Source organism: Shewanella sp. SM68 (genome assembly GCF_025653925.1).
GTDB lineage: Bacteria > Pseudomonadota > Gammaproteobacteria > Enterobacterales > Shewanellaceae > Shewanella > Shewanella oncorhynchi.
In genome coordinates this window covers 458572-482382 of the sequence record NZ_JAKKRU010000003.1, presented here as the reverse complement: position 1 = coordinate 482382, position 23811 = coordinate 458572, and the positions used below count along the sequence as shown (strand labels likewise).

Here is a 23811-nt window from a genome sequence, read left to right as displayed (position 1 = left end):
TTTGAATGACCTTAAGGTCACTAAAAGTTGATGTAAAACGAATAAAAAAGGCTTACTCCTTAAAAGAAGTAAGCCTTTTTAGAACGGGTTTAATATCAAAAAATCAATTAAACCCGGAATAAACTAAACAGAAGCAAACTCAAGCTTAGTTTGAAAAGGTTTCACGCACGTATACATCAAATTTAACCACTTGGGCATTAGGTGCTACGGCGCCGACTTGCAATTGCTGTTTGCCGTGTAATTTCACCGATTTCCAGCTGGTCGCTTCATCTTCGATAGTAAAGCCGCTGGCATCGTACCAAGTGAATTTATATTGCACACGCATATCGGACGAGGATTTACTAACAATCAATGCTGAGCCCTGCACTAAATCACCGACTCGGCGTGCATCCACACTCTCTACCGCAATATCTCGGGCAAAGCTGGAATTATCGACGCGGGTTTCACCCAGTGAGCTCACTGAAATCCCTGCGGTATGTGAGGCACAAGCACCTAAGGTAAGCGCTGCGGCCAGTAATAACCCTGTATAAACTTGTTTCATATATTTCTCCTAGTCACGCCACAAAATACGCAGCTAGCGCATCATTTCCCATTAAACGACAAACTAATCGAACAGTGCTGAACTCATGCTTAATAACATAGGTTAAATAAAGCATTCTCAATCTAAAATAGTGAATCAGTCATGCTTCATCAATCTAAACTTAATCAGATTAATCAATCAAAAAATGTGCCCGTGCCGTAGCAATAAGCTGCTTACGATTGGTTTGCCAACAATCAATATTCACGTTGGCGACTCGTCGACCCTGACGGGTAATACGACACTCAGCAAAACTATCCTTGTGCAGACCTGCACGTAAATAGTCGATTGAAAAATCAACGACTTTAGGCACCTTTGCTGTTTGCATAAATACCATTAACTGCACTATCGCTGACATTTCCATAAAGCCCGCAATCACGCCGCCATGAATGGCGGGCAACACAGGATTACCGATATTGTCGTCTTTAGCGGGCAATTTAAAAATCAGTTCATCACCAAAACGCTCCACCTTCATACCAATAAATTTGGCATAGGGAACGTGCTCAAGTAAATGGCCAAAATCATTAAGTTCAGTGGCGCGTTTAACTATCCCTTGCACATCAATAGGCGCTTTAACCTGTGCGTTTTGAGTTGTACTGGCTGCATCTAGTATCGAATTATTTGCGCTCATCACTCTCTCCTATCGCAGGCACGGCTTCACCCATTAACGCTTGCCTAAAGGCATCACCGACCATTTCAGGGCTGATCCGCATAAAAGAGCCGACGGCATGGGCGATGGGATCGTCAATACTGTCTTGGTAAGCAATTGCACGGGTAAAGGCAATATTAGAAGACAACTTGTAGCATTCTGCGAAACCAAATACAGGCTTATGGGGCTGAGCGGGCTTCATGTAGTCCACCCGTAAATCGAGCGTGGGTGAGATTTCTAACAATTTGAATTTATGGAAAATTGCGCTCACGACGGCACTGCCACAGGCAGTATCCATTAAGGTAGTGATCACTCCACCATGGATAACGCCCGTATCGGGATAACCAATTAATTCAGTGCTGTAGGGCAACTCAATCAACACATGGTGCTCACTCGCCTCCAATACGGTTAAACCGAGACGGCGACACTGAGCGAGTTGATCCACAAACCGCTGCGCCATTTGGGTCAGCGGGAAAAAATCCGAATTGACCTTCATTTTCCTTGGCTCAACATGGGCCCCAGAGGCTCCCCGCCCACAAGGTGGAAATGAATATGATAGACTTCTTGTCCACCATGTTGATTGCAGTTCATGATCAGTCGGTAGCCATCTTTAGCGATACCCGCTTCCGCCGCCAATTTAGCCGCAACCGTCATCATACGGCCAAGCACAGGCTCATCAGAGGCTTTCATCTCATTAGCCGTTGGGATCAAGTGATTCGGCACAATCAAAATATGCGTTGGCGCCTTAGGGGAAATGTCTCTAAAGGCAGTCACAAGTTCATCTTGATACAGAATATCCGCGGGAATTTCGCGACGAATAATTTTGCTGAAAATCGTTTCTTCGGCCATGGGGCGTCCTCCTTGGGTTAGTTGGCATAGTATACTAGCAATTCAATACTTTGTGTCTGCAGATATTTTGCTTTTCATTTGCCAGTTGCAGGCATTTTTGGCAGCATGGCCACCATTAAAATACTCAGGTTTTGCAGGATAAATATGATCCATTACCAGATAATCCCCGTCGATCCGAAAGCCCATTTATTCGCTGTCACTATGACATTATCACAACCCAAGCCAGTGCAAGTCTTTAGCCTACCCGCTTGGCTGCCCGGCAGTTATATGGTGCGCGACTTTGCCAAAAACATCATTGAACTCAAGGCACAAGATGCACAAGGCCAGACACTTAAGCTCACCCAACTAGATAAGCAAACTTGGTCGGTTGACAATAATAGCAGCGAAATTATTCTGACTTATCAAGTGTATGCTTGGGATCTGTCGGTGCGCACCGCGCATTTGGACATGACCCACGGCTTCTTTAACGGCAGTAGCGTGTTTTTATCTGCCCATGGTTTTGAAGACACTTTACACACCGTCTCTATAGATCCACCAACAGAGCCAACATTAAGTGACTGGCGCCTTGCTACCAGCATAACCCGCACCAGTGGTGACGATTTTGCCTTCGGCCAATTTTCAGCTAAAAGCTATGACGAGCTCATCGATCATCCGGTGGAAATGGGTTTATTCACCTTAGGGAGTTTTGATGCCTGTGGCGTGAGGCATGATATAGTACTCAATGGTCGCCACCGTGCTTGCATGCCAAGGCTCTGCCAAGATTTAAAGGCCATTTGTGAGTATCAGATTAACTTCTTTGGTACGCCTGCACCGTTTAAGCGTTATTTGTTTATGACCACAGTATTAGACAATGGCTTTGGCGGTTTAGAGCACAGAGCTTCTACTGCATTAATGTGTTCACGCAAAGACTTACCACTGTCGCTCGATATGCCAATCAATAACGACTATCGCACTTATTTATCCCTGTGCAGCCACGAGTATTTCCACAGCTGGAACGTTAAGCGCATTAAACCTGAATGCTTTTTACCCTATAAACTTGAGGCAGAAACCTATACGCCACAATTATGGGCCTATGAAGGCATCACCTCCTATTACGATGACTTTCTTACCTATCGTGCAGGTCTGGTGGATGAACAAAGCTATTTAGATATGCTGAGTGAGACCTTCACCCGTGTCTATCGCAGCCAGGGACGCTTTAAACAAAGTGTTAAGGACTCAAGCTTTAATGCTTGGACTAAGTTCTACAAGCAGGATGAAAACGCACAAAATGCCATCATCAGTTATTACACTAAAGGGGCTCTGTTTGCGCTGTACTTAGATTTAACCCTGCGCAGCGAAACCCAGGGCAAATACAATCTCGACCATGTTATGCAGATTTTATGGCAGGAATATGCTCTGCAAGATAAAGGCACCACAGATACTTGCCATCAAGCCATCGTGGAACGACTCCTTGGTCGTGATTGCCAAGATCTGTTTGCCTACTTAGATAGTACGGACGATATTCCGTTAGCGGCTTTACTCGCCGAATTTGGGGTCAACTTGAGTCTTCGATCCAGTCAAGGTGCGCAAGATGTGGGCGGCGGGCAAGCGAAAGGTTATGAGATTGCATTCGGCGCGAAAACCCAAGCAGCACCTATAGGATTAAAAATCGTGACTGTCACCCAAGGTAGCCCTGCACACCTTGCAGGGTTAAGTGCAGGTGATGTGTTAATTGCCGCGGATAACCTACAAGTCACAGGACAATTTGAGGCGCAGCTACAGCAATATCCGCTGGGTGAATCCTTGAATCTACATTGGTTTAGACGGGATGAATTGATGACGGGTGAGTTAACTGTTGCTGCCGCGCCTAAGGATACTGTCGCCCTATCCATTCGTGACAAAAGCAAAATAGTGGCTTGGCTTGGACGTTAATAGACTTTCGGCTTAAGAACTCTTTTGAGAAATAATAAAAGGGGCTTTAGCCCCTTTTATCTGAGATAAGACTTAACTTAAACGTATATACGTTTGTATATCAATACTGATATCGACTTAAACCACCACATCGTGCAAATAGGTTTGTGCCCACGCAATCGCTTGACCACGGCTAGACACTCCAATTTTACGGAATACTCGGTACAAATGGGTTTTTATCGTGCTTTCACTGACAAACAACTGATTGGCGATATCTAAATTAGTACTTCCCGTCAACAATGCTTGTAATACTTCACGCTCACGGATAGTTAACGGTTCAGTGTCTTCGAACAATCCAAAATCATCATTTACCCCATTAATGAGCTGAATTGGGATGACCCTATGACCTCGTAAAATATTCGAGAGTCCTAGGCTTATTTCAGTTAAACCTGCATCAAGATAAAACACCCCTGCAGTTGTGGCAGCTTGCATTAAAAAACGTGCATCCACTTGTTTAGGGAACTGTAAATAGACAACTCGCACACTCGGTTGCTCACGGGCAAGTAAACGTTGAAATTGATGGGCTTTTTGAAGATCAACAGTCGCTAAATCGATCACGACCATGGAGGCATTATTATCTTTGATTTTCTCACACATCTCATCAGGGCTGACTTGGGTCAACTTAACGAGAAACTCCTGCGGCCAACGTCCTGCGAGCAATTCCATCAATACTTGCGATCGTGACACTACAATCCAATGTAATATTTTGAACATCCTGCTCACTCCCTGTCTGGTTAACGATTATTCACTTTAAGGATCTAAGATCCTCCAAATACGACTTCAACATCCGTTCAATAGACTTCCAAGTCTACCGTGGTCACGATATTAGCATTAGATAAAACAGATTAAAAAGACTTACGTAAAAAATATTTACCGTACGCAAATCAAAAACTTCTAACACTTTCGTTGACTACACTATCAATCAGAAGTCTTAATTGAAACTGAAAAAAGTTACTGAAATTTTAGGATAAAAGCGTAAGATCATACCAACACAAAAAATAAGGAAATTCCATGTCCAGCAGTAACCCCACCGCTTTTGAAATAAAATCCTATCCTGTGTGGGACAAACCGACGCGATTATTTCATTGGATTAATGTCATTCTTGTGCTCGCACTCATCTTAGTCGGTGGCATCATGATGTATCGCACTGAGCTAGGCATATCTGAGTTAACAGGTAAAATTGGCTTGAAAACTTTACATGTGTGCATAGGATATGCGTTCGCAATAAACCTCATAGTCCGCCTTGTGTGGGGTTTTATCGGTAACAAATATGCGCGTTTCAGCCACATGTTTCCCAATGCTAATAGCAAAAGCGAATTAATAGCTTATAAGACTGAATTAGCCGCGGGGAAAAATCCGCAGTATTTAGGTCATAACCCTAAAGGTAAATTTGCCGTGCTGGCCATCATGTTGCTATTAGTGACCATAATGATCACTGGACTTTTGCGTGCAGGTACAGATATTTATTATCCGCCGCTAGGTAGTGCTGTACAAAGCTATCTTGCTGATACCAATGTCGAACCAACAAGCTTAAAACCCTATGATGCAACGGGTGTGAATGCAGAAAAAGCGGATGCACTTAAACCAATGAAAGGATTGGCAGGTCAAGTGCACGTCTATGCGGTTTATGTGTTGTTACTGCTGATGTTATTACATGTATTTGCGGTGATTTATACTGAAGTAAAACGTCAACCAGGGATTATTTCAGCCATGTTCTCCGGCAAGAAGATCATCCAAGGTCAGCCAAAAGACGAGTAATCGGTTAGTAAACGGATAAAAATAACGCCAGCATTTGCTGGCGTTATTTATTTAGACATGAAGGTATATACCAACTTTTCTAAACGTATTTTTGAGATTATTTTTTCAGAACAGTTGCTGGGGTACGACCATCATCATGGCAACTTTCACAGGTAGGTTTTTGACCGACATTCATATCATGTACCGCATGACAATCTGCACAGACTAAATTACCGTCATGTGGCTTATGCACAGCGTCCATTTCAGCATAGGTACCATGACAACTTTGGCACTGTGCAAATTCAAAAGCACCATCCGCAGAAGGTGTACCATCTTTATGACAGCTTTCGCATCCACCCGACTCAGCATGGAAATCAGACAATTTTTGATCTGCAGCAAATGCGGTTGGCGACAGCGCTAACGCTGCCAGACTTGCCCCGAAAAGCGCACTTAATAGTTTTTTGCTCACAATAGTATCCTCCAATGGCGATTGTCAGTGGAAATTCTTGTCAGGGTGACTTCCATCTCTCAACCAAAATAAATAGCACGACTCGATATAACTTAGCTAAGGATGAACGAATAAGCAAACCCAAACTAAGCGACACAACTTTATCAACATACTCAAGGGTAAAATGTGCGCTGCATCATGTAACCACATGCTTATATAAGAGTTTTACATCTACCTAACCTAGAGGCTACATAATGTAAATCCCTAAACTGGCAAGCGACAGAATAAATCCCCCTTAATCTAAAACTAAAAGCTCGATTCATGGTGATACTTAAGACAAAGTGATAATAAAAAGGAATGACAATAAGTGAATGGGTACAGAGTACTAGACGAGGATGCTTTAAATTGTGAAGGCACAACATTCAACCCAAACGCCTCTGGCACTTAATTCAAATGCCAAGAGGAATTAGCGATAACGGTTAACTCGCCCACTATAACCAATAATACAAATGGCGGTTAGACAGGTAAGCATCAACTCGCATCAAGTTTATTGTCAGCCTCAAGCTCTGTTTTAGGCCAAGCGTTAATCACGGCTTTGACCAACGATGCCAATGGAATGGCAAAGAATACTCCCCATACACCCCATAAACCGCCAAAGACTAAAACGGCCGCTATGATGATCACCGGATGTAAATCCACCGCATCGGAGAACAAAATAGGCACGAGTAAATTACCGTCGAGCGCCTGAATAATACCGTAACCCAACATTAAATAGCCAAATTCAGAACTAAAACCCCACTGAAAAAATGCCACTAGGGCGATAGGTAATGTAACTAAGGTTGCACCGACATAAGGGATCAATACCGATAACCCCGTTAACACACCAAGCAACGCCGAATATCGCAGTCCCATCAAGGCAAACAAAATATAAGTTGCGACACCAACAACCACGATTTCGATCACTTTGCCACGAATGTAATTAAAAATCTGTTGGTGCATTTCAAACCAAACTTTACGGGCTAACTGGCGATTTACGGGAAAAAATCGCTTACTGCCGCTAATCAGTTGGTCTTTATCTTTTAAAAAGAAAAACACCAGTAAGGGGACTAAAATCGCGTACACCATCAAGACGAGTAAAGAAGCTGAATAACCGATTAATTGCTTAGCAATATCCAACACATGTTGAGTATCGAGCAGTTTTTTAAGCTCACCAACCATCAGATCTAACTGCTCTGGATTGATAAATCGTGGATATTGATTGATCAGCGTTTGTATTGTCAGCAAGCCTTTATCAATCATGCTAGGCAAGTCGGCAATTAAGCTAACACCTTGACGCCACACACTCGGAATTAAGCCAAATGTCAGTAAAACCACTATACCCAAAAACAACACAATAACCAAAGATGCACCAGCGGTGCGATTAATCCCCAATTTAAGCATTTGCGCCACAGGCCATTCCAATAGAAATGCCAACACAAGAGCGACCAACAGCGGAGCAAGTAAACCTGCCGCAAAATAAATCACCAGCGCGAGCCCGACAAGAATAGCCATTAAGGTCACAGCTTGTGGATCACTAAAGCGCTCTTGATACCAACGAGAAAAAACAGTAAACATGGATCATTCCAATAGTGATGGTTGGCGAGGCTTCCCAAACGCTCAGGAAAGTTTATTTATCATGATGTTATTCGAGACTTTACTCAGTTAGACTTTCGCTTCTACATGTCAGCTAAATCAAAAAAATACTGACAAGAGTAAATAACCTAGCCTGAGCGGCACTCTGGCTCAGAATTAGGCGCTTGATGTTAGTCTAAGAGGATTTAAACATAAAAATCCTCAATTTATCCCTGAGATAGATCAACTTTGGTGACCATCAAGGCTAACAGACTTGCATCATTACGCAACTCTTGCACGACATGCCCTTGTTTTTTTAAATATTGGGGAACATCTCGCCGCGAACCAGAGTCTGAGAGTAAGATATGCAACTGCTCACCATCTCGCATTGGCTTCAATGCAAGCTTCACTTTCACTAAGGGTACTGGACAACGAAAGAGCGTTAAATCAATAAAAATCATAATGAACTTGCTATAGACGAACTTGGGCCATTATCCTAAGTTGCACCTCAAACTACAAGCTAAGTGCAGTATCTGCCTTTAGTTGAGATAATTAGAAATAAAAGGATCCGCTTGCGTAACTTGACTTTTTTGACTCGATTAAAACCTTTTGTTGCAGGCGCACTCTCCTTGATGTTGCTAACCTTCGCCGCCAAAAGCTTTGCCAACAATGACTTACCGGATTTAGGTACGGCCGCAGTTAACACCTTCAGCCTTGAAAAAGAAATGGTTTACGGTGATGCTTATATGCGCATCATTCGCTCATCGGCACCTATGCTAAATGACCCCGTGTTGAGTCAATATCTTACCGAGCTTGGCAATAAACTGGTCGCCCATGCCACAGGCGTAAAAACGCCGTTTTATTTTTTCCTATTACAAAATGATGAAATCAACGCCTTCGCCTTCTTTGGTGGCCATGTTGCCGTGCACACAGGCTTATTTCTCAATGCCGACAATGAAAGCGAACTCGCTTCAGTATTAGGCCACGAAGTGACTCACGTTACTCAACGTCACCTTGCCCGATCACTTGAAGCACAGCAAAAAAGTAATCCTGCAACAATTGCCGGTTTACTCGGCGCCATTTTGTTAACTATTGCAGTACCACAAGCAGGTATGGCGGCGCTTGCGACAACCCAAGCCATGGCGACACAATCGAAAATCAACTACACCCGTTTGCATGAAAAGGAAGCCGATCGCATCGGAATGCAAATTCTAGTGGATGCAGGCTTTAATCCCAATGCTGCGGCGGATTTCTTTGGTAAATTAGCCAGTCGTTATCGCTTTACCACAACACCACCACAAATGTTATTAACTCACCCATTGCCTGAATCGCGGATCACTGAAGCCCGTAACCGTGCCGAGCAATACCCTAAACGTTATATCCCTGATAATCTTAATTTTCAGCTAGCAAAAGCTCGTATTCAAGTCCGTTTTTCCAGCTATAGCGACGAAGCAGTATTAAGCATGTTTGATCGGCAGCTCAACAAACAGACCTATAGCTTCAAAGAGGCAGCACTTTATGGCAAAGCGCTGGCTTTATATAGATTGAAGAAGTTTAATGAATCAGAAAAAATCGTCGATGAGCTGTTAAAAATCGATGATAACAACCTGTTTTATATAGACACTAAATCTGATTTACTGATCGAACGTAAGGACTATGCAAAAGCGATTACTATGCTCGAAGCCCAACGTAAAATGAAACCAACGTCTCAAGTGATCAATGCCAACTTAGCCAATATATATATCGAAGCCGATCAAGCCCCCAAAGCAATCCCTTTGCTGGAAGATATGATTTTCCTCGATAAACAAAATGAACTGCCCTATCAATTGTTGACTATGGTGTATAAAAAAACCGGCAACCAAGCATTGGAATATTTTTCCACCGCAGAGCTGATGGCCTTAGGTGCTAATTATAAGGGCGCTATCGACCAACTTAACTTTGCATACCGTGCATCCGAAAATAATCCATTACAGCTTGCACGTATTGAAGCACGTATTCGCCAGTTTAAAATAGCTGATAAAGAAATGGATGCGCTTAAGTAATAAGTTGTTTTACAAATAGATTAAAGACAATAACCCATTTATGCGCCCCGAACACACTGACGTGGCGCGGTTTTTTCTGTTATTATCCGCGCCATTGTTATTTCAGCCCGTATTGAGCCTCTAGTACTATGACCCAAGCGACGATTTACCATAACCCACGTTGTTCAAAAAGCCGTGAAACCTTAGCTTTACTTGAGCAACAAGGCTGCGACATTACCCTAGTGGAATACTTAAAAAATCCCCCTACGGCTAAAGACATCGGCGACATTCTGGCTAAATTAGGCATCAGTGCTCGCGAATTAATGCGCATCAAGGAAGCAGAATATCAAGCCTTGGGACTTGCAGACTCATCACTAACAGAATTGCAGTTGATTGAGGCTATGGTCAACACACCTAAACTCATCGAACGGCCAATTGTGCTCGCCAATCAAAGCGCAGCCATCGGCCGTCCTCCTGAGAATGTGCTCACTATTCTTTAACCCATGATTTTTAAACCAAAATGGCTTTTATTTTCAACCCTTAGGTAGACTTATGACGTCCAACACCTTATTTATCCTTAGCCGTTTAGGCTACTTTGCGCTAGTGCTGCTGTTAGGCGGTTGGTTTGTTGGCCAAGGGATTAGCGGTGAATACACCCTGCTATTTAGTCTCTTATGGATAGTGCCGTTATTACTACCCGCAAAGGGAGTTTTCCAAGGTAATCCATACACTTACGCTTGGGCGAGTTTTATTCTGTGCTTATATATGTTACATGGGCTCACCCTGCTTTATGTCACCAATGACGCCTTCGCTTTTGCCTTAATCGAAGTATTATTGATTGGTGTACTGCTAATCGCTTTTCCATTTTATGCCCGCATACGTGGTCGTGAACTGGGATTAGGCCTGAAGAAAAAATCTAAAGAATAGTCCGTTCAATGTATTTTCAGTGCCGCCTCACCTTGCTAGGTATGGCGGCATTTTTTATATTACAAGACCAAACCTTGGCTCAAATATCCCTTATGATCTCAGTCTGAATACCCATTTCAACCTTAGTTTCAACCTCCGTTCCGACGTCAATTCCCATCACGACAAAATTAACACTTATTATACTTACACTGACTTTTTGCAACTAAGTGCCCGTGTTATAGTCAGTTTCTCACAGTATAAGCGTCCCATGACGCCACAAAAGTCTAAATAGCACAGCAGAGTTAACAAGGGAGAATGGTGTAATGGGAATGTCGATACCACTGAAATTTTTCGGATTTATGGCCTGCTCTGGCCTACTTGCAGCATGCGGGGGCGGTGGTGATAGTCAACCAGATGATAGTGTAGTCACGCCACCATCCACTTCACTAGCACGCTGCACAGATAGCATTTCGCCACTCATTACCACCACGTCATCCTCAATTCGCTTTCAAACCGAGCCAAATTATGTGGCGGGTCAATCCAGTACTATCATTGCCAATATCCTAAATCGTGACAGCCAAGACTTAACCTTCCGTTGGCAGCAAATCGATGGCCCTAACATAGCACTCGTCAGTCAAAACAGCCCAGTATTAGCCTTTGATACTCCCACCGCAGGCGGCTACCGTTTTAGCTTGCATGTGACGGGCAGTAATCTAGATGTCACCGGAGAAATTGGCATTAATGTCGATCCCACATCGACGGGTATGCTAAACGTCCGTCAAGATCACCAAGTGGTTGAAGGTAATAATGTGAGCTTAAGACTCGGACAACAATCGGAATTAAGCGCAGCAAATATCTCTTGGTGTGTAGCATCTGGCCCAGATTTAATGGTCGATGTGAGCGATCCGTTTAGACCCTTGTTTACCGCGCCAACGGTCACCCAGGATACAATCACTCGCCTCAAAGTGAATGCCAACGTCAATGGCAATCAGCTTAGCGATGATGTCTTTGTGCTAACAACCTCAGCGCCAGCGATCAGCTCGCCATACTTCGATACCCCAGTTGCGCGCACCCATGCCTATCGTCCGGCTTCACCTTACGCCAATGTGCTAGCAAACTGTGTTTACTCCAATCAGCTTAATGATAGCTGCACTATCAATATCTTACCTTTGATAGGTCAAACCTCAAGCGATCTCAATCACGAGACGATTCTAAATCGAGTACTGGTTTCCCACGATTGGATGGGTGATAACTTTGCCGCCTTTTTAGCTCAGATGGACCCCAATAGCGATTTTGCCCGCCTGTTACAATCCGTCACGGCCGTGGTGATTAGCTATGATGTACGCCCTTCTTTTTACTGGGTAGTCACAGGGGCGATTTATCTCGATCCCAATGATTTATGGCTTACGCCAAGCCAGCGCGACACTATTAATGAAGCGCCGGATTACCGCAGTAATTTCGGAAATGATCTTAACTTTGTGATGCCTTGGCGTTATGTAAAAGATAACCAATATGCCTCCCTTGGCGTGCCTATTACCATCAGAGCAAACCGCACATTAGCGCAAATCAATCCCGATCTGGCGTCCTTGTTGTACCACGAGCTCGCCCATGCCAATGACTTTTTTCCACGCAGCGTGCATGCCACACTCATAGGGCCAAGATTGTTAGATGACTACAGCCGCCGCAATGCCAGCAAGAGTCTAATATCAGATCAAGTCAGCAAAACCTACCCATTAACGAGCACTGAAATGATGGGACTTGCCAATGTTAGTTTCCTCGGCGCAGCGGCGAGTAATGTGCAAAAGGCCTATCAAGCATCGGATGTCAGTACTTTCTTTTCTACCGATATCGCCAGCGACTTCTATGCCTATTCCAGTACCCGTGAAGACACGGCCATGTTATTTGAAGAAGCCATGATGAGTTATCGCTATCAAATATTGCGTGATGTCGCCGTCACCAATAAACCTGCGATTTTAACTGCGGATTCGCTGATTATTGACTGGGGACAAAGGGGACGAATTGCAAAAGACAGTCTAGAAAATCGCGCTGCGTTGGTGATTGATGAAATGCTGCCGGAGCTTAATGGGATCAGTCTGGTCGAAAGCCTACCCGAACCAATTAATATGGTGCAAGGTCAAAGCTGGCGTCAAACATTGGCAATATCGCCTGCGAATACGCAGCTCAAAGGCGAAAGCAATGCAGCTGCAATTAATGCCGAGTCTCGTTTTGAAGCCGAACTTCGCTTAAGTGGTGACCGTCACCAACATCCACAACAATAGCGTTTTAAATTTTAGATAAACAAAAGCCCGTATGTATTCAACATGACGGGCTTTACTCTTTTTGGCTTTAATGCCAGTAGGTTTTGTATCTTCAGAACGAACACAAACCATGCTGTATCTAAAGGTGCAGCATCTCTTTGGCAAACGGAATCGTGAGTTTACGCTGATGCACTAATGAGGCTTTATCTAACTTATCTAATACATCAAACAAGGTACGCAAATCCCGCGCCATACGGTTCAGTAAAAAACGCCCGACATCTTCCGGTAATTGCAGGCCACGCATAGCGGCGCGGCGTTGCAGTGCGGCAAGTTTTTCATCATCTGCCATGGGTTGCAGTTGGTAATTCAACCCCCATTGCATACGTGAAACAAGATCTGGCAAGAGGAACCCAGCATCCGCAGGAGACGAACTGCCGCTAACCACTAAAGCACAATTCTTATTTTCTGCGACGCGATTGTAGAGATCAAAAATCGCCTCTTCCCAAACGGGGTGGCCGGCGATGGCATCGACATCATCGATACAAACCAAATCCAACTGTTCTAGGCCTTCAAGCAATGCAGTCGAAATACTCGCATGTATGCCTAAGGGAATATAAAAGCTGCGCCGCTCCACTTCATTGGCGTGGGCGCAAGCAGCGTGCATTAAATGGGTTCGACCTGATTTAACTGGGCCCCACAAATAGATGGCGGCTTCACCATGCCCTTCGGCATTCGCTCTCAATTTTTGAATAAGTTCATCATTACCCGCGGCGGGGTAATAACTATTAAAGGTTTCGTCGTCTGGCAAATGCACAGGTAACGAGAGTTGCAGAGGTGAGTTTAAGGGCACTCGGTCTTCTCAATATTAAATAAAAACAATGCCGTGCTTAACTAAGCACGGCCGATAACATCTTAATGTAAACGCCATTCATACACAGGTTTGCCAGTTTGATTAGAGACAGGGCTAAATTCACCTGCACTCACAGGTGCGACCACAGAAATACGCGGCTCTAAGCTTAATAAGCGTTGTAAGTCCGTCTCTGAGCCAAATAAATCTAACGAGAAAGTCACGGTATTACCTTGAATATGCGTTAACGTGGCATTTTTAATCGCGCTGAGTTGCTTCAAATATTTTTCAACTTCAACTAATTGCGCCATTTTTTGGATATTAACGAAGGTAACACTCGCACCAAGCTGAGTACCAGTATCGGCAATCGCATACTTAGTAAAATAGTATTCACCTAACGCCGCCATCATAGCGGTAATCGCTTGGGCCGAATTTTCAGCACTGCCGTTGTAACTGAATAACGGTGGCGTCAAAGAGTCAATGGTAGCCTTAGTATAAAGATTTAAACGATAACGAACCTGATTCCCGGCGGCATCAATTGCCACTAGCGCCAAAAAGTCAGCTTGATAGCGGCCAGATACACTCGCCACGATGTCGGCAAACATCCCTTTAATATCGTTAGGATTTATACCCATCAACTCATCAAGATCTAAGATAGGCAAGAGTACAGGTATACCGCGGGCATAGGAAAAATCGCTAAAAATCTTACGTTCGGCTAACGCAGATGAGTCACCCAATATCATAGTGTCGCCATCACCAGGCATAGCGACCCAAAATAAGGTCAGCGGGCGTTGAGTTCCCCAAACAGGCAATTGTGCCTGACGCAGTAACGCCACTATGCGGCGGTGCTCAAAACTCGCGGTCAACAGCAATTGGCCATTTTGCTCGATATAACCATACTGGCTCAGCAAGGTATCAGGATTACTGAGCTGAGATTGGATCAGACTGTTATCGAGGGATCGCGCAGTCCCAGTGTTCTTGATAATGACTTGCTCAAGTGCACTTTTTAAGGCTTTGTCGCGTTCAGCAACTGCGCGCGAAGACACAGGCACATTGGCCTCATCTAATTTACTCACCTCAACAGCATTGACGCTATTAATCGTGAACAGACAATATAGAAATGCAATTAAGCTCGGCTTCAATAGGAATTTCAGCATCTTTGAGTAGTTGAAGTAGCGTCAGATGAGGCAAATTGTACCATAGTTAGCGCCTTAAGCGAGTCTTGCCAAAATTTAGCCCCATTTCCGTGCCTGCCATAGCACAGAAAACCCAAACAGTGATCAACGTCGGCAAAACAGGCGATTTTCTTCTGCTCAAAATCCAACAAACTGTTATCATTTGGCGGTTTACCCTAAATTAACGAGAATAATAAATGAGACGACTCGCTATCCCCCTACAGGGCGCGCAAATGCTATTTGTGGCCTTCGGTGCCCTAGTGTTAATGCCGCTACTCACAGGGCTCGACACCAGTGTGGCATTGTTTACCGCAGGTATCGGTACCCTACTCTTCCAATTGATTACTAAACGCCAAGTGCCTATCTTCCTCGCATCTTCCTTCGCTTTTATTGCCCCCATACTTTATGGCGTGCAGACTTGGGGAATTCCATCCACAATGGGCGGCATTATGGCCGCGGGCGTGGTCTACGTCATGCTCGGCGCCTTGGTTAAAGTGCGCGGCACTGACTTTATTCACAGATTATTGCCCCCAGTCGTAGTGGGACCTGTGATCATTATTATCGGCCTTGGCTTAGCCCCCGTGGCGGTGAATATGGCATTAGGCAAGAGTGGTGATGGTAGCTTGACTTTAGTCGCTACAAATACGGCGTTATTTATTTCGCTCGCATCGCTTGGCACCACTATCGCGGTGGCGATTTTCGCAAAGGGCCTACTCAAAGTGATGCCGATTTTAGCAGGTATTATAGTAGGTTACAGTTTAAGCCTAGCCTTTGGTATTGTTGATTTTGCCGTTGTGACCGCTGCAAGCTGGATTGCTATTCCTAAATTTGTCGCGCCAGAATTAAACTGGTATGCCATCGCATTTATGATCCCAGTGGCAATCGCCCCTGCGGTAGAACATATAGGTGATATTCTAGCGATATCCAACGTCACGGGTAAAGATTTTATGAAAAAACCCGGCCTGCATCGCACGCTAACGGGTGACGGTATTGCCACAATTGCAGCCGCAGCCTTTGGTGGTCCACCGAACACGACTTACTCAGAAGTGACAGGTGCAGTAACCTTAACCCGAAATTTTGATCCGAAGATCATGACTTGGACTGCCATTACCGCTATCACTTTAGCCTTCGTTGGCAAACTAGGTGCACTGATGCAAACTATCCCCGTCCCAGTGATGGGCGGTATTATGTGTTTGCTATTTGGTTCCATTGCCGCAGTTGGCCTCAACACCCTTATTCGTAATCATGTGGATTTATCTGAGCCTCGTAATTTAAGTATTGTCGGTGTTACCTTAGTCTTTGGTATCGGCGGCATGGCATTTGGCATTGGTTCATTCAGTCTAACCGGTATTAGCTTGTGCGGTATTGTCGCTATTACCATGAACTTACTATTACCCGCGACTAAGCCACACAATAAACACCACGACTCTGATGTGACGCCTCATTAATTACGGCTTGAAGACACGATCAATTTCGAAGTAGGTCGTTGAAAAATGACCACTTTATAAAATTGATCGTTTCTTAAAATACCACCACAAAAAAGCCGCCGTGATATCAATCACGGCGGCCTTTTTTATGAAGCAATATTTTTATGAAGTAAGAATTAACTCTTACTCCTCAGTCTTGATCTTAGCGGCAGCCGCTTTGATCAAAGGTTGTAATTCGCCTTTTTGGAACATGTCCACTACAATATCACACCCACCGATCAACTCGCCTTCAATCCACAATTGTGGGAAAGTCGGCCAGTTAGCAAACTTAGGTAATTCTGCGCGAATGTCTGGATGCTGAAGAATATCCACGAATGCAAACTGCTCGCCGCAGTTAATCATGATCTGAGCTACCTGTGACGAGAAGCCACAGCTTGGTAACTTAGGAGAGCCTTTCATATAAACAATGATAGGGTTTTCCGTGATCTGCTGCTTAATTTTCTCTACTGTTTCCATTTTGATTCCTAAGTAGGATGACGTTGACTCAATGCGACTATTGTACGTCAGCTAGACGCAGAACAAAATCCCACAGTTTGTAAGGTTATGTCGACATTTGATTTTTCGATGGCGTCTATCTAGTCAATTAGCTAAACAATGATTCACATCACAAATTTTATCGGTACAATAGTCCTAAGTGAGCACGTTTAAGAAACGATAACCTAAGACCATGGAGAGATACTAATGGCTTTCGAATTACCCGCATTACCATATGCAAAGAACGCACTAGAACCACACATTTCTCAAGAAACCATAGAATACCACTACGGCAAGCACCACAACACTTATGTTGTGAAGCTAAACGGCTTAATCGAAGGAACTGATTTCGCTGGCAAATCTTTAGAAGATATCATCAAGACTTCTACCGGTGGCGTATTTAACAACGCAGCTCAAGTGTGGAACCACACTTTCTACTGGAACTGCTTAGCCCCTAATGCTGGCGGCGAACCAACAGGCCCAGTTGCTGATGCAATCAATGCCGCTTTCGGTTCATTCGACGCATTCAAAGCGCAATTTACTGATTCAGCAGTAAACAATTTCGGTAGCGCTTGGACATGGTTAGTGAAAAAAGCCGATGGCACTCTTGCTATCGTTAACACTAGCAATGCAGCGACGCCACTGACTGACAGCACAGTAACGCCAATCATGACAGTTGACGTGTGGGAACACGCTTACTACATCGATTACCGTAACGTGCGTCCTGACTATCTTGCCCACTTCTGGCAATTAGTTAACTGGGACTTCGTTAACCAAAACTTCGCAGGTTAATTCATTTAACCTAACGTTGTTTACTGCCGAATGAGCAGTGGGTTAATCCCAGTAAAAAGAGCCCTAGTGGCTCTTTTTTTATGCCCCTCGTTTGCCGCCCATCCCTTATCCTACCGATTTATCCTCCGCTAACTACAAGTGCAATAATTGCGTTTGCAACTATTTGTTATTGTTTTTATTTGATATTTTTTTGACACAGATAGTGAGTTTGTGTCTAAGATTAGAGTAGGAGGCTGGCTAGCCAGTTATCCGTTCCATGACATCACTGGCGTTTCAGGGGGTTTATATGGGCATTTTCGAGCATTACCAAAAGCGCTACGAACAAAAACTCGATGAAGAATATTCTTTGCAGGAGTTTCTGGACATCTGCAAGGGAGATCGCAGCGCTTACATGTCAGCATCAGAGCGACTACTGCTTGCAATTGGTGAAGCAGAAGTCATTGATACCGCAAAAAATCCAACACTTAGCCGTATTTTTTCGAATCGACTTATTTCACGCTATCCCGCATTTAAAGATTTCTTCGGCATGGAAGACGCCATAGAGCAAATTGTGGCTTACCTAAAGCACTCGGCTCAAGGATTAGAAGAATCCAAACAAATTCTATACCTACTGGGCCCAGTGGGCGGCGGTAAGTCATCGCTAGCCGAAAAACTCAAAGCCCTAATGCAAAAAGTGCCCATTTACATTCTGAGCGCGAATGGAGTCCGCAGCCCAGTCAACGATCACCCCTTCTGCCTGTTTGATGTGGAAGAAGATGGACAGCTGTTAAAAGATGAATTCAACATTCCCAACCGTTATCTGAAAACCATCATGTCGCCTTGGGCGGTAAAACGTCTGCATGAGTTTGGTGGCGATATCTCCAAATTTCGCGTGGTGAAAGTCTTTCCATCCATTCTGGACCAAGTGGCAATAGCGAAAACTGAACCCGGTGATGAAAACAACCAAGATATTTCGTCCCTTGTCGGTAAAGTCGATATTCGGCAGCTCGAACATTTCTCCCAAGATGATCCCGATGCTTACGCCTATTCAGGCGCATTGTGCCGTGCAAACCAAGGGGTGATGGAATTCGTCGAGATGTTTAAGGCACCAATTAAAGTGCTGCATCCACTACTAACTGCAACTCAGGAAGGTAACTATAACGGCACAGAAGGCTTATCGGCCTTGCCCTATAGCGGGATTATTCTGGCTCACTCAAACGAGTCCGAGTGGTCAACCTTCAAAAACAACAAAAACAACGAAGCCTTCCTCGACCGTGTTTACATAGTCAAAGTGCCCTACTGTTTACGGGTCTCAGAAGAGCTGCAAATCTATCAAAAACTGCTAATCAACTCTGAGTTATCGAAAGCGCCCTGCGCTCCCGGCACCTTAGAAACCTTAGCGCAATTTAGTGTGTTGTCACGCATCAAGCCGCCTGAAAACTCCTCCATCTACTCTAAGATGCGGGTATATGACGGTGAAAGCCTGAAAGATACCGATCCTAAGGCTAAGTCTTACCAAGAATACCGTGATTACGCAGGTGTCGATGAAGGCATGAATGGACTATCCACCCGTTTCGCCTTTAAGATTTTGTCGCGGGTATTTAACTTCGACCATTCAGAGATCGCAGCCAACCCAGTACATTTATTCTATGTCCTCGAACGACAAATTGAACAAGAACAGTTCCCCGGTGATACCGCCGAACGTTATCTTGAATTCCTAAAAGGTTATTTGATCCCTAAATATGTGGAGTTTATCGGTAAAGAAATTCAAACCGCTTACTTAGAGTCTTACTCTGAATACGGCCAAAATATTTTCGACCGCTATGTCACTTACGCCGATTTTTGGATCCAAGATCAAGAATACCGCGACCCAGAAACAGGTCAGCTATTCGACCGCGCCGCCCTCAATGCTGAACTTGAGAAGATTGAGAAGCCCGCGGGGATCAGCAATCCTAAAGATTTCCGTAATGAAATCGTTAACTTTGTGCTGCGCGCCCGCGCGAATCATGAGGGTAACAATCCGCTATGGACCAGCTACGAGAAACTTCGCACTGTGATCGAGAAGAAAATGTTCTCCAACACAGAAGATTTACTGCCTGTTATTTCCTTTAACGCCAAAACGTCGAACGACGATCAACGCAAACACGATGATTTCGTCAATCGCATGATGGAGAAAGGCTATACCAAAAAACAAGTCCGACTCTTGTCTGAGTGGTATTTACGAGTTCGTAAATCTTCTTAAACTTGCGCTAACTAAGTACAGGGCTTTGGTGTTGCCAAAGCCTTCGCTGGGTTTTGGGAGGTGCGTATGGCGAACTTTATCGATAGACGGTTGAATGCGAAAGGAAAAAGCACAGTCAACCGCCAACGCTTTATCAATAGATATAAGCAACAAATTAAAAAAGCCGTCAGCGATGCAGTGACTCGTCGCAGCGTAACGGATGTAGATAAAGGCGAAAAAATCAGTATCCCAACACGGGATATCAGTGAACCTATGTTTCACCAAGGCAAAGGCGGTGTCAGGGATAGAGTGCATCCCGGTAATGACCAATTTACCCGTGGCGATAAAATTGACCGACCACCTGGTGGTTCAGGCGGCGGTTCGGGCAAAGGTGAGGCCTCAAACTCGGGTGAAGGCGACGATGACTTTGTGTTCGAAATCTCTAAAGACGAGTATCTAGAGTTATTGTTTGAGGACTTAGAACTCCCCAATCTACAAAAAAATCGCCTTAATAAACTAGTGGAGTACCAAATCTACCGTGCGGGATTCACCAATGATGGCGTCCCCGCTAACATCAATATTGTCCGTTCATTACGTTCATCCCTTGCACGTCGCATTGCGATGTCGGCCAGTAAAAAGAAACTATTAAAAGAGTTAGAACAAGAACTTGCTGAACTGGAAAATATTCCAGGTACTAAGGCGGAGTTGATTTTGGATTTAAAAGCCCAAATTGAGGAGTTAAAACAAAAGATTGCCAGAGTGCCGTTTATCGATACCTTCGATCTGCGCTTTAATAACTATTCCAAAAGGGAAATCCCTTCTAGCCAAGCCGTGATGTTCTGCTTGATGGATGTGTCTGGTTCTATGGATCAGGCAACTAAAGATATGGCAAAACGCTTCTATATCTTGCTGTATCTGTTCCTCACCCGTACCTATAAAAATTTAGAAGTGGTTTACATTCGCCACCATACCCAAGCCAAAGAAGTCGATGAACACGAGTTCTTTTACTCCCAAGAAACGGGCGGTACCATAGTGTCCAGTGCACTGAAATTAATGCATGAAATTCAACAAACCCGCTACCCCGCCGATGAGTGGAATATTTACGCAGCCCAAGCATCCGACGGTGATAACTGGGCCGACGATTCACCTACCTGTAGGCAATTGTTAGAACAAAAAATATTGCCACTGGTGCGCTACTACAGCTATATCGAAATCACCAATCGCGCCCATCAAACCCTGTGGCGCGAATATGAATCCCTGCAACAGCATTACGACAACATCGCCGTGCAGCATATACGTCAAGCCGAAGATATTTACCCTGTCTTTAGGGAGCTATTCAAGAAACAAGCGGTTTAAGGGGGCACTATGGGGATAACTAAATCAACACCTTGGACACCACTGAGCGATGGTCCCGACTGGAGCTTCGAGCTACTTCAGGACTACCTCAAGGAAATTGAGCGGGTGGCAGCGCTCTATAAACTCAGCACTTACCCAAATCAAATTGAAGTCATCACAGCTGAACAGATGATGGATGCGTATGCTGGCATAGGCATGCCCATAGGTTACACCCATTGGTCTTTCGGCAAACGTTTTATCGAAACCGAGCAAGGTTACAAACGTGGCCAAATGGGGCTCGCCTATGAAATTGTGATTAACTCTAACCCCTGTATCGCTTACTTAATGGAAGAAAATACCATCACAATGCAGGCGCTGGTGATAGCTCACGCCTGTTTCGGACATAACAGCTTTTTTAAAAACAATTACTTATTTAAGACATGGACAGATGCGAGCTCGATTATTGACTACCTTGTCTTTGCTAAAAACTACATCAGTGACTGCGAGCAAAAATACGGTGTAGAACAAGTCGAAAGCGTCATAGACTCCTGTCATGCGCTAATGAACTATGGTGTCGATCGTTATAAACGTCCCTCTGAAATCTCATTCAGGGAAGAACAAGCAAGACAAAAGGATCGCGAGGCTTACCTTCAAAGCCAAGTAAATGATTTATGGCGCACCATTCCTACCCATCAACATGAGCAGTCTCAATCTAAAAAACGTCGTTTCCCCGCCGAACCGCAGGAAAATATTTTATATTTCATCGAGAAAAACGCTCCTTTGCTTGAACCATGGCAAAGGGAAATAATCCGTATTGTGCGTAAAATGGCGCAATATTTTTATCCGCAAAAACAAACTCAAGTGATGAATGAAGGCTGGGCAACCTTCTGGCATTACACTATCTTGAATCACTTATACGACGATGGCGTGGTTACTGACCGCTTCATGATCGAGTTTTTGCAAAGTCATACAGGCGTTGTGGCTCAACCCGATTACAACAGTCGTTATTACAGTGGCATCAACCCATACGCCTTAGGTTTTGCCATGTTCACCGATATTCGGCGTATTTGTGAAAATCCAACCGATGAAGATAAAGCTTGGTTTCCCGACATTGCTGGCAGCGATTGGATTGAAACCTTACACTTTGCGATGCAAAACTTTAAAGATGAAAGTTTTATTAGCCAATATCTCTCACCTAAAGTTATCCGCCAATTTAAATTGTTTGGTATCCATGATGATGAGAAACGCAATTATCTTTCGGTATCCGCGATCCACGATGAACGGGGCTATCAAGATATTCGCCAGTTACTATCACAACAATATAACCTGTCTAATATTGAGCCAAATATCCAAGTACATAATGTGGAAATCAACGGTGATCGATCCTTAACCTTACATTATGTGCCAAATAACGATATTCCCTTAGCCAACAGCCATAAAGAAGTATTAAAGCATTTACATCGATTATGGGGTTTCACTGTCACCTTAGAGCAAAAAAATGCAGATGCGAGTATTAGCGTCTTAGCATCCTGCCCTGAAGCCAATAAACCAGAATAATAAGCACAATAAAAAGGCCGTTTCCAATTGAAACGGCCTTTTTGTTTATTTAGCGCTATCTTAACGCGATATCACTCACAGAGATTAATGATCTTGAGCAATAGAAGCTGGCATATCTTCGCGTAATTGTAACCACATCTTACCGCTATTCATGCCATAGGTACGCATTAGCGCAGAGACATCGAGGTAATTTTTCGCCTGAGCCAACAGTTCTAATTCTTTGTAAAAGTTCAATGCTAATAAACGCGCATCTGAGCTGGTAAAGTAATAACGACCAACTCGACTATACAAACCTTTAAATCCGTTTAATATCAAAACGTAAAGTGGATTTCCAGACGAAAACGCTAAGGTGTGATGCAGTAAGTAGTCAAATTCAGCATAGGATTCAGCCGTATCTTCAAGCTGGTGAATCTTTGCAAGTACCTCCACAGCGGTATCCGGGTTATAACGCAAAGCACCGCGAAAATAGATAGCACTGACGTTCGTTCTAGCTGACAAGAGTTGGTCAACCAATACCGGAAAACCCTCGGGATTCAAATCAGCAATAGTCTCAAGGATGTTTAAGCCTGAGGTTTCCCAAAAGTTGTTAACCCGTGTTGGTTTGCCATGCTGAATTTTCAGCCAACCGTCACGCGCCAAGCGCTGTAACACCTCACGCAGAGTGGTGCGAGTCACACCAATCAATTCTGAAAGCTCACGTTCAGCCGGTAAAATGGACCCTGGAGGAAATTTGTTTTCCCAAATTGATCTCACAATATACTTCTCTGCAAAACTTGCAGGTCCTTTGGCATTGATAATCATCAGCCCACTTATCCAGTTGTTGTGCGTCGTAATGGTCACTGATCATACCAGAGCGGTAAAAAATGGAAACCATTCACTTAAAATCACTGTGTTATCGCCGTGTAAATGTCACAGAATCGTTCAAAAAAACGACCAAG

At 44.2% G+C, this 23811-nt stretch carries 23 protein-coding genes; 11 read left to right on the top strand and 12 right to left on the bottom strand.

Annotation, left to right across the window (positions count from 1 at the left end; all coding sequences use genetic code 11):
* Positions 1–145: 145 nt before the first annotated feature.
* The 4 genes from L5M40_RS07725 to hinT all read right to left on the bottom strand — a co-directional run bounded on the left by L5M40_RS07725 (position 146) and on the right by hinT (position 2075).
* A complete protein-coding gene (locus tag L5M40_RS07725; RefSeq protein WP_173496556.1) occupies positions 146–541 on the bottom strand; it encodes a YcfL family protein in 396 nt (131 codons plus the stop codon).
* Positions 542–710: 169 nt separating this feature from the next.
* Complete coding sequence (locus L5M40_RS07720; protein WP_168823948.1) at positions 711–1208, bottom strand: PaaI family thioesterase; 498 nt, start codon at positions 1206–1208, stop codon at positions 711–713.
* Positions 1195–1722, bottom strand: a complete 528-nt coding sequence (locus L5M40_RS07715) for a PaaI family thioesterase (RefSeq protein WP_028760303.1) — start codon at positions 1720–1722, stop codon at positions 1195–1197. Before L5M40_RS07715 ends, L5M40_RS07720 begins: the two co-directional genes overlap by 14 nt.
* Positions 1719–2075, bottom strand: a complete 357-nt coding sequence (gene hinT / locus L5M40_RS07710) for a purine nucleoside phosphoramidase (RefSeq protein WP_113938752.1) — start codon at positions 2073–2075, stop codon at positions 1719–1721. The genes L5M40_RS07715 and hinT overlap by 4 nt, the downstream gene beginning before the upstream one ends.
* A gap of 144 nt (positions 2076–2219) precedes the next feature.
* On the opposite strand from hinT, the gene L5M40_RS07705 reads away from it, so the two are divergent.
* Entirely contained in the window at positions 2220–3986 is a 1767-nt protein-coding gene (locus L5M40_RS07705) for a M61 family metallopeptidase (protein WP_263144627.1), read from the top strand.
* 117 nt (positions 3987–4103) lie between these two features.
* Here L5M40_RS07705 and L5M40_RS07700 read toward each other — a convergent pair whose 3' ends face one another.
* Positions 4104–4739: a LuxR C-terminal-related transcriptional regulator gene (locus L5M40_RS07700; RefSeq protein WP_028760305.1), complete on the bottom strand. Its 636-nt coding sequence runs from the start codon at positions 4737–4739 to the stop codon at positions 4104–4106.
* Positions 4740–5036: 297 nt separating this feature from the next.
* Between L5M40_RS07700 and L5M40_RS07695 the strand changes: the two genes are divergently transcribed.
* Complete coding sequence (locus L5M40_RS07695) at positions 5037–5783, top strand: cytochrome b/b6 domain-containing protein (RefSeq protein WP_105252822.1); 747 nt, start codon at positions 5037–5039, stop codon at positions 5781–5783.
* A gap of 97 nt (positions 5784–5880) precedes the next feature.
* Here L5M40_RS07695 and cctA read toward each other — a convergent pair whose 3' ends face one another.
* The 3 genes from cctA to L5M40_RS07680 all read right to left on the bottom strand — a co-directional run bounded on the left by cctA (position 5881) and on the right by L5M40_RS07680 (position 8282).
* A complete protein-coding gene (cctA, locus tag L5M40_RS07690; protein ID WP_105252823.1) occupies positions 5881–6231 on the bottom strand; it encodes a tetraheme c-type cytochrome CctA in 351 nt (116 codons plus the stop codon).
* A gap of 510 nt (positions 6232–6741) precedes the next feature.
* A complete protein-coding gene (locus L5M40_RS07685) occupies positions 6742–7824 on the bottom strand; it encodes an AI-2E family transporter (protein ID WP_028760308.1) in 1083 nt (360 codons plus the stop codon).
* A gap of 224 nt (positions 7825–8048) precedes the next feature.
* Positions 8049–8282: a sulfurtransferase TusA family protein gene (locus tag L5M40_RS07680; protein ID WP_263175986.1), complete on the bottom strand. Its 234-nt coding sequence runs from the start codon at positions 8280–8282 to the stop codon at positions 8049–8051.
* A gap of 111 nt (positions 8283–8393) precedes the next feature.
* Between L5M40_RS07680 and L5M40_RS07675 the strand changes: the two genes are divergently transcribed.
* The 4 genes from L5M40_RS07675 to L5M40_RS07660 all read left to right on the top strand — a co-directional run bounded on the left by L5M40_RS07675 (position 8394) and on the right by L5M40_RS07660 (position 13027).
* Entirely contained in the window at positions 8394–9863 is a 1470-nt protein-coding gene (locus L5M40_RS07675; protein ID WP_263175985.1) for a M48 family metalloprotease, read from the top strand.
* A gap of 128 nt (positions 9864–9991) precedes the next feature.
* Positions 9992–10342, top strand: a complete 351-nt coding sequence (arsC, locus tag L5M40_RS07670) for an arsenate reductase (glutaredoxin) (protein ID WP_263175984.1) — start codon at positions 9992–9994, stop codon at positions 10340–10342.
* Positions 10343–10394: 52 nt separating this feature from the next.
* Positions 10395–10769, top strand: a complete 375-nt coding sequence (locus tag L5M40_RS07665; protein WP_028760312.1) for a DUF2069 domain-containing protein — start codon at positions 10395–10397, stop codon at positions 10767–10769.
* 302 nt (positions 10770–11071) lie between these two features.
* The gene (locus L5M40_RS07660; protein WP_263175983.1) at positions 11072–13027 is read left to right on the top strand and encodes a hypothetical protein; all 1956 of its coding nucleotides are present in this window, start codon (positions 11072–11074) and stop codon (positions 13025–13027) included.
* 118 nt (positions 13028–13145) lie between these two features.
* On the opposite strand, the gene hda is transcribed toward L5M40_RS07660, so the two are convergent.
* Positions 13146–13856, bottom strand: coding sequence for a DnaA inactivator Hda (gene hda, locus L5M40_RS07655; protein ID WP_168823935.1), 711 nt, complete (start codon positions 13854–13856; stop codon positions 13146–13148).
* A gap of 62 nt (positions 13857–13918) precedes the next feature.
* Complete coding sequence (locus L5M40_RS07650; protein WP_028760315.1) at positions 13919–15010, bottom strand: DUF2066 domain-containing protein; 1092 nt, start codon at positions 15008–15010, stop codon at positions 13919–13921.
* A gap of 215 nt (positions 15011–15225) precedes the next feature.
* Between L5M40_RS07650 and L5M40_RS07645 the strand changes: the two genes are divergently transcribed.
* The gene (locus L5M40_RS07645) at positions 15226–16476 is read left to right on the top strand and encodes a uracil-xanthine permease family protein (protein WP_219252770.1); all 1251 of its coding nucleotides are present in this window, start codon (positions 15226–15228) and stop codon (positions 16474–16476) included.
* Between the two features lie 162 nt (positions 16477–16638).
* On the opposite strand, the gene grxD is transcribed toward L5M40_RS07645, so the two are convergent.
* The gene (gene grxD / locus L5M40_RS07640; RefSeq protein ID WP_011846572.1) at positions 16639–16971 is read right to left on the bottom strand and encodes a Grx4 family monothiol glutaredoxin; all 333 of its coding nucleotides are present in this window, start codon (positions 16969–16971) and stop codon (positions 16639–16641) included.
* Between the two features lie 225 nt (positions 16972–17196).
* On the opposite strand from grxD, the gene sodB reads away from it, so the two are divergent.
* From sodB to L5M40_RS07620, 4 genes are all read left to right on the top strand, one after another.
* Positions 17197–17781 (top strand): superoxide dismutase [Fe], encoded by a 585-nt coding sequence (gene sodB, locus L5M40_RS07635; RefSeq protein ID WP_028760317.1) that lies wholly within the window; start codon positions 17197–17199, stop codon positions 17779–17781.
* 286 nt (positions 17782–18067) lie between these two features.
* Positions 18068–20002: a PrkA family serine protein kinase gene (locus tag L5M40_RS07630; protein WP_131523897.1), complete on the top strand. Its 1935-nt coding sequence runs from the start codon at positions 18068–18070 to the stop codon at positions 20000–20002.
* Positions 20003–20068: 66 nt separating this feature from the next.
* Entirely contained in the window at positions 20069–21337 is a 1269-nt protein-coding gene (locus tag L5M40_RS07625; protein WP_263175982.1) for a YeaH/YhbH family protein, read from the top strand.
* Between the two features lie 9 nt (positions 21338–21346).
* Complete coding sequence (locus L5M40_RS07620; protein ID WP_113938762.1) at positions 21347–22873, top strand: SpoVR family protein; 1527 nt, start codon at positions 21347–21349, stop codon at positions 22871–22873.
* Positions 22874–22957: 84 nt separating this feature from the next.
* On the opposite strand, the gene fadR is transcribed toward L5M40_RS07620, so the two are convergent.
* Positions 22958–23674: a fatty acid metabolism transcriptional regulator FadR gene (fadR, locus tag L5M40_RS07615; RefSeq protein WP_028760321.1), complete on the bottom strand. Its 717-nt coding sequence runs from the start codon at positions 23672–23674 to the stop codon at positions 22958–22960.
* Positions 23675–23811: the final 137 nt, after the last annotated feature.

Bases quoted from the DNA above. Each gene is read 5' to 3' on its own strand.
- L5M40_RS07725 (WP_173496556.1), bottom strand. From the start codon at position 541: ATGAAACAAGTTTATACAGGGTTATTACTGGCCGCAGCGCTTACCTTA.
- L5M40_RS07720 (WP_168823948.1), bottom strand. From the start codon at position 1,208: ATGAGCGCAAATAATTCGATACTAGATGCAGCCAGTACAACTCAAAAC.
- L5M40_RS07715 (WP_028760303.1), bottom strand. From the start codon at position 1,722: ATGAAGGTCAATTCGGATTTTTTCCCGCTGACCCAAATGGCGCAGCGG.
- hinT (WP_113938752.1), bottom strand. From the start codon at position 2,075: ATGGCCGAAGAAACGATTTTCAGCAAAATTATTCGTCGCGAAATTCCC.
- L5M40_RS07705 (WP_263144627.1), top strand. From the start codon at position 2,220: ATGATCCATTACCAGATAATCCCCGTCGATCCGAAAGCCCATTTATTC.
- L5M40_RS07700 (WP_028760305.1), bottom strand. From the start codon at position 4,739: ATGTTCAAAATATTACATTGGATTGTAGTGTCACGATCGCAAGTATTG.
- L5M40_RS07695 (WP_105252822.1), top strand. From the start codon at position 5,037: ATGTCCAGCAGTAACCCCACCGCTTTTGAAATAAAATCCTATCCTGTG.
- L5M40_RS07685 (WP_028760308.1), bottom strand. From the start codon at position 7,824: ATGTTTACTGTTTTTTCTCGTTGGTATCAAGAGCGCTTTAGTGATCCA.
- L5M40_RS07680 (WP_263175986.1), bottom strand. From the start codon at position 8,282: ATGATTTTTATTGATTTAACGCTCTTTCGTTGTCCAGTACCCTTAGTG.
- arsC (WP_263175984.1), top strand. From the start codon at position 9,992: ATGACCCAAGCGACGATTTACCATAACCCACGTTGTTCAAAAAGCCGT.
- L5M40_RS07665 (WP_028760312.1), top strand. From the start codon at position 10,395: ATGACGTCCAACACCTTATTTATCCTTAGCCGTTTAGGCTACTTTGCG.
- L5M40_RS07660 (WP_263175983.1), top strand. From the start codon at position 11,072: ATGGGAATGTCGATACCACTGAAATTTTTCGGATTTATGGCCTGCTCT.
- L5M40_RS07650 (WP_028760315.1), bottom strand. From the start codon at position 15,010: ATGCTGAAATTCCTATTGAAGCCGAGCTTAATTGCATTTCTATATTGT.
- L5M40_RS07645 (WP_219252770.1), top strand. From the start codon at position 15,226: ATGAGACGACTCGCTATCCCCCTACAGGGCGCGCAAATGCTATTTGTG.
- grxD (WP_011846572.1), bottom strand. From the start codon at position 16,971: ATGGAAACAGTAGAGAAAATTAAGCAGCAGATCACGGAAAACCCTATC.
- sodB (WP_028760317.1), top strand. From the start codon at position 17,197: ATGGCTTTCGAATTACCCGCATTACCATATGCAAAGAACGCACTAGAA.
- L5M40_RS07630 (WP_131523897.1), top strand. From the start codon at position 18,068: ATGGGCATTTTCGAGCATTACCAAAAGCGCTACGAACAAAAACTCGAT.
- L5M40_RS07625 (WP_263175982.1), top strand. From the start codon at position 20,069: ATGGCGAACTTTATCGATAGACGGTTGAATGCGAAAGGAAAAAGCACA.
- L5M40_RS07620 (WP_113938762.1), top strand. From the start codon at position 21,347: ATGGGGATAACTAAATCAACACCTTGGACACCACTGAGCGATGGTCCC.
- fadR (WP_028760321.1), bottom strand. From the start codon at position 23,674: ATGATTATCAATGCCAAAGGACCTGCAAGTTTTGCAGAGAAGTATATT.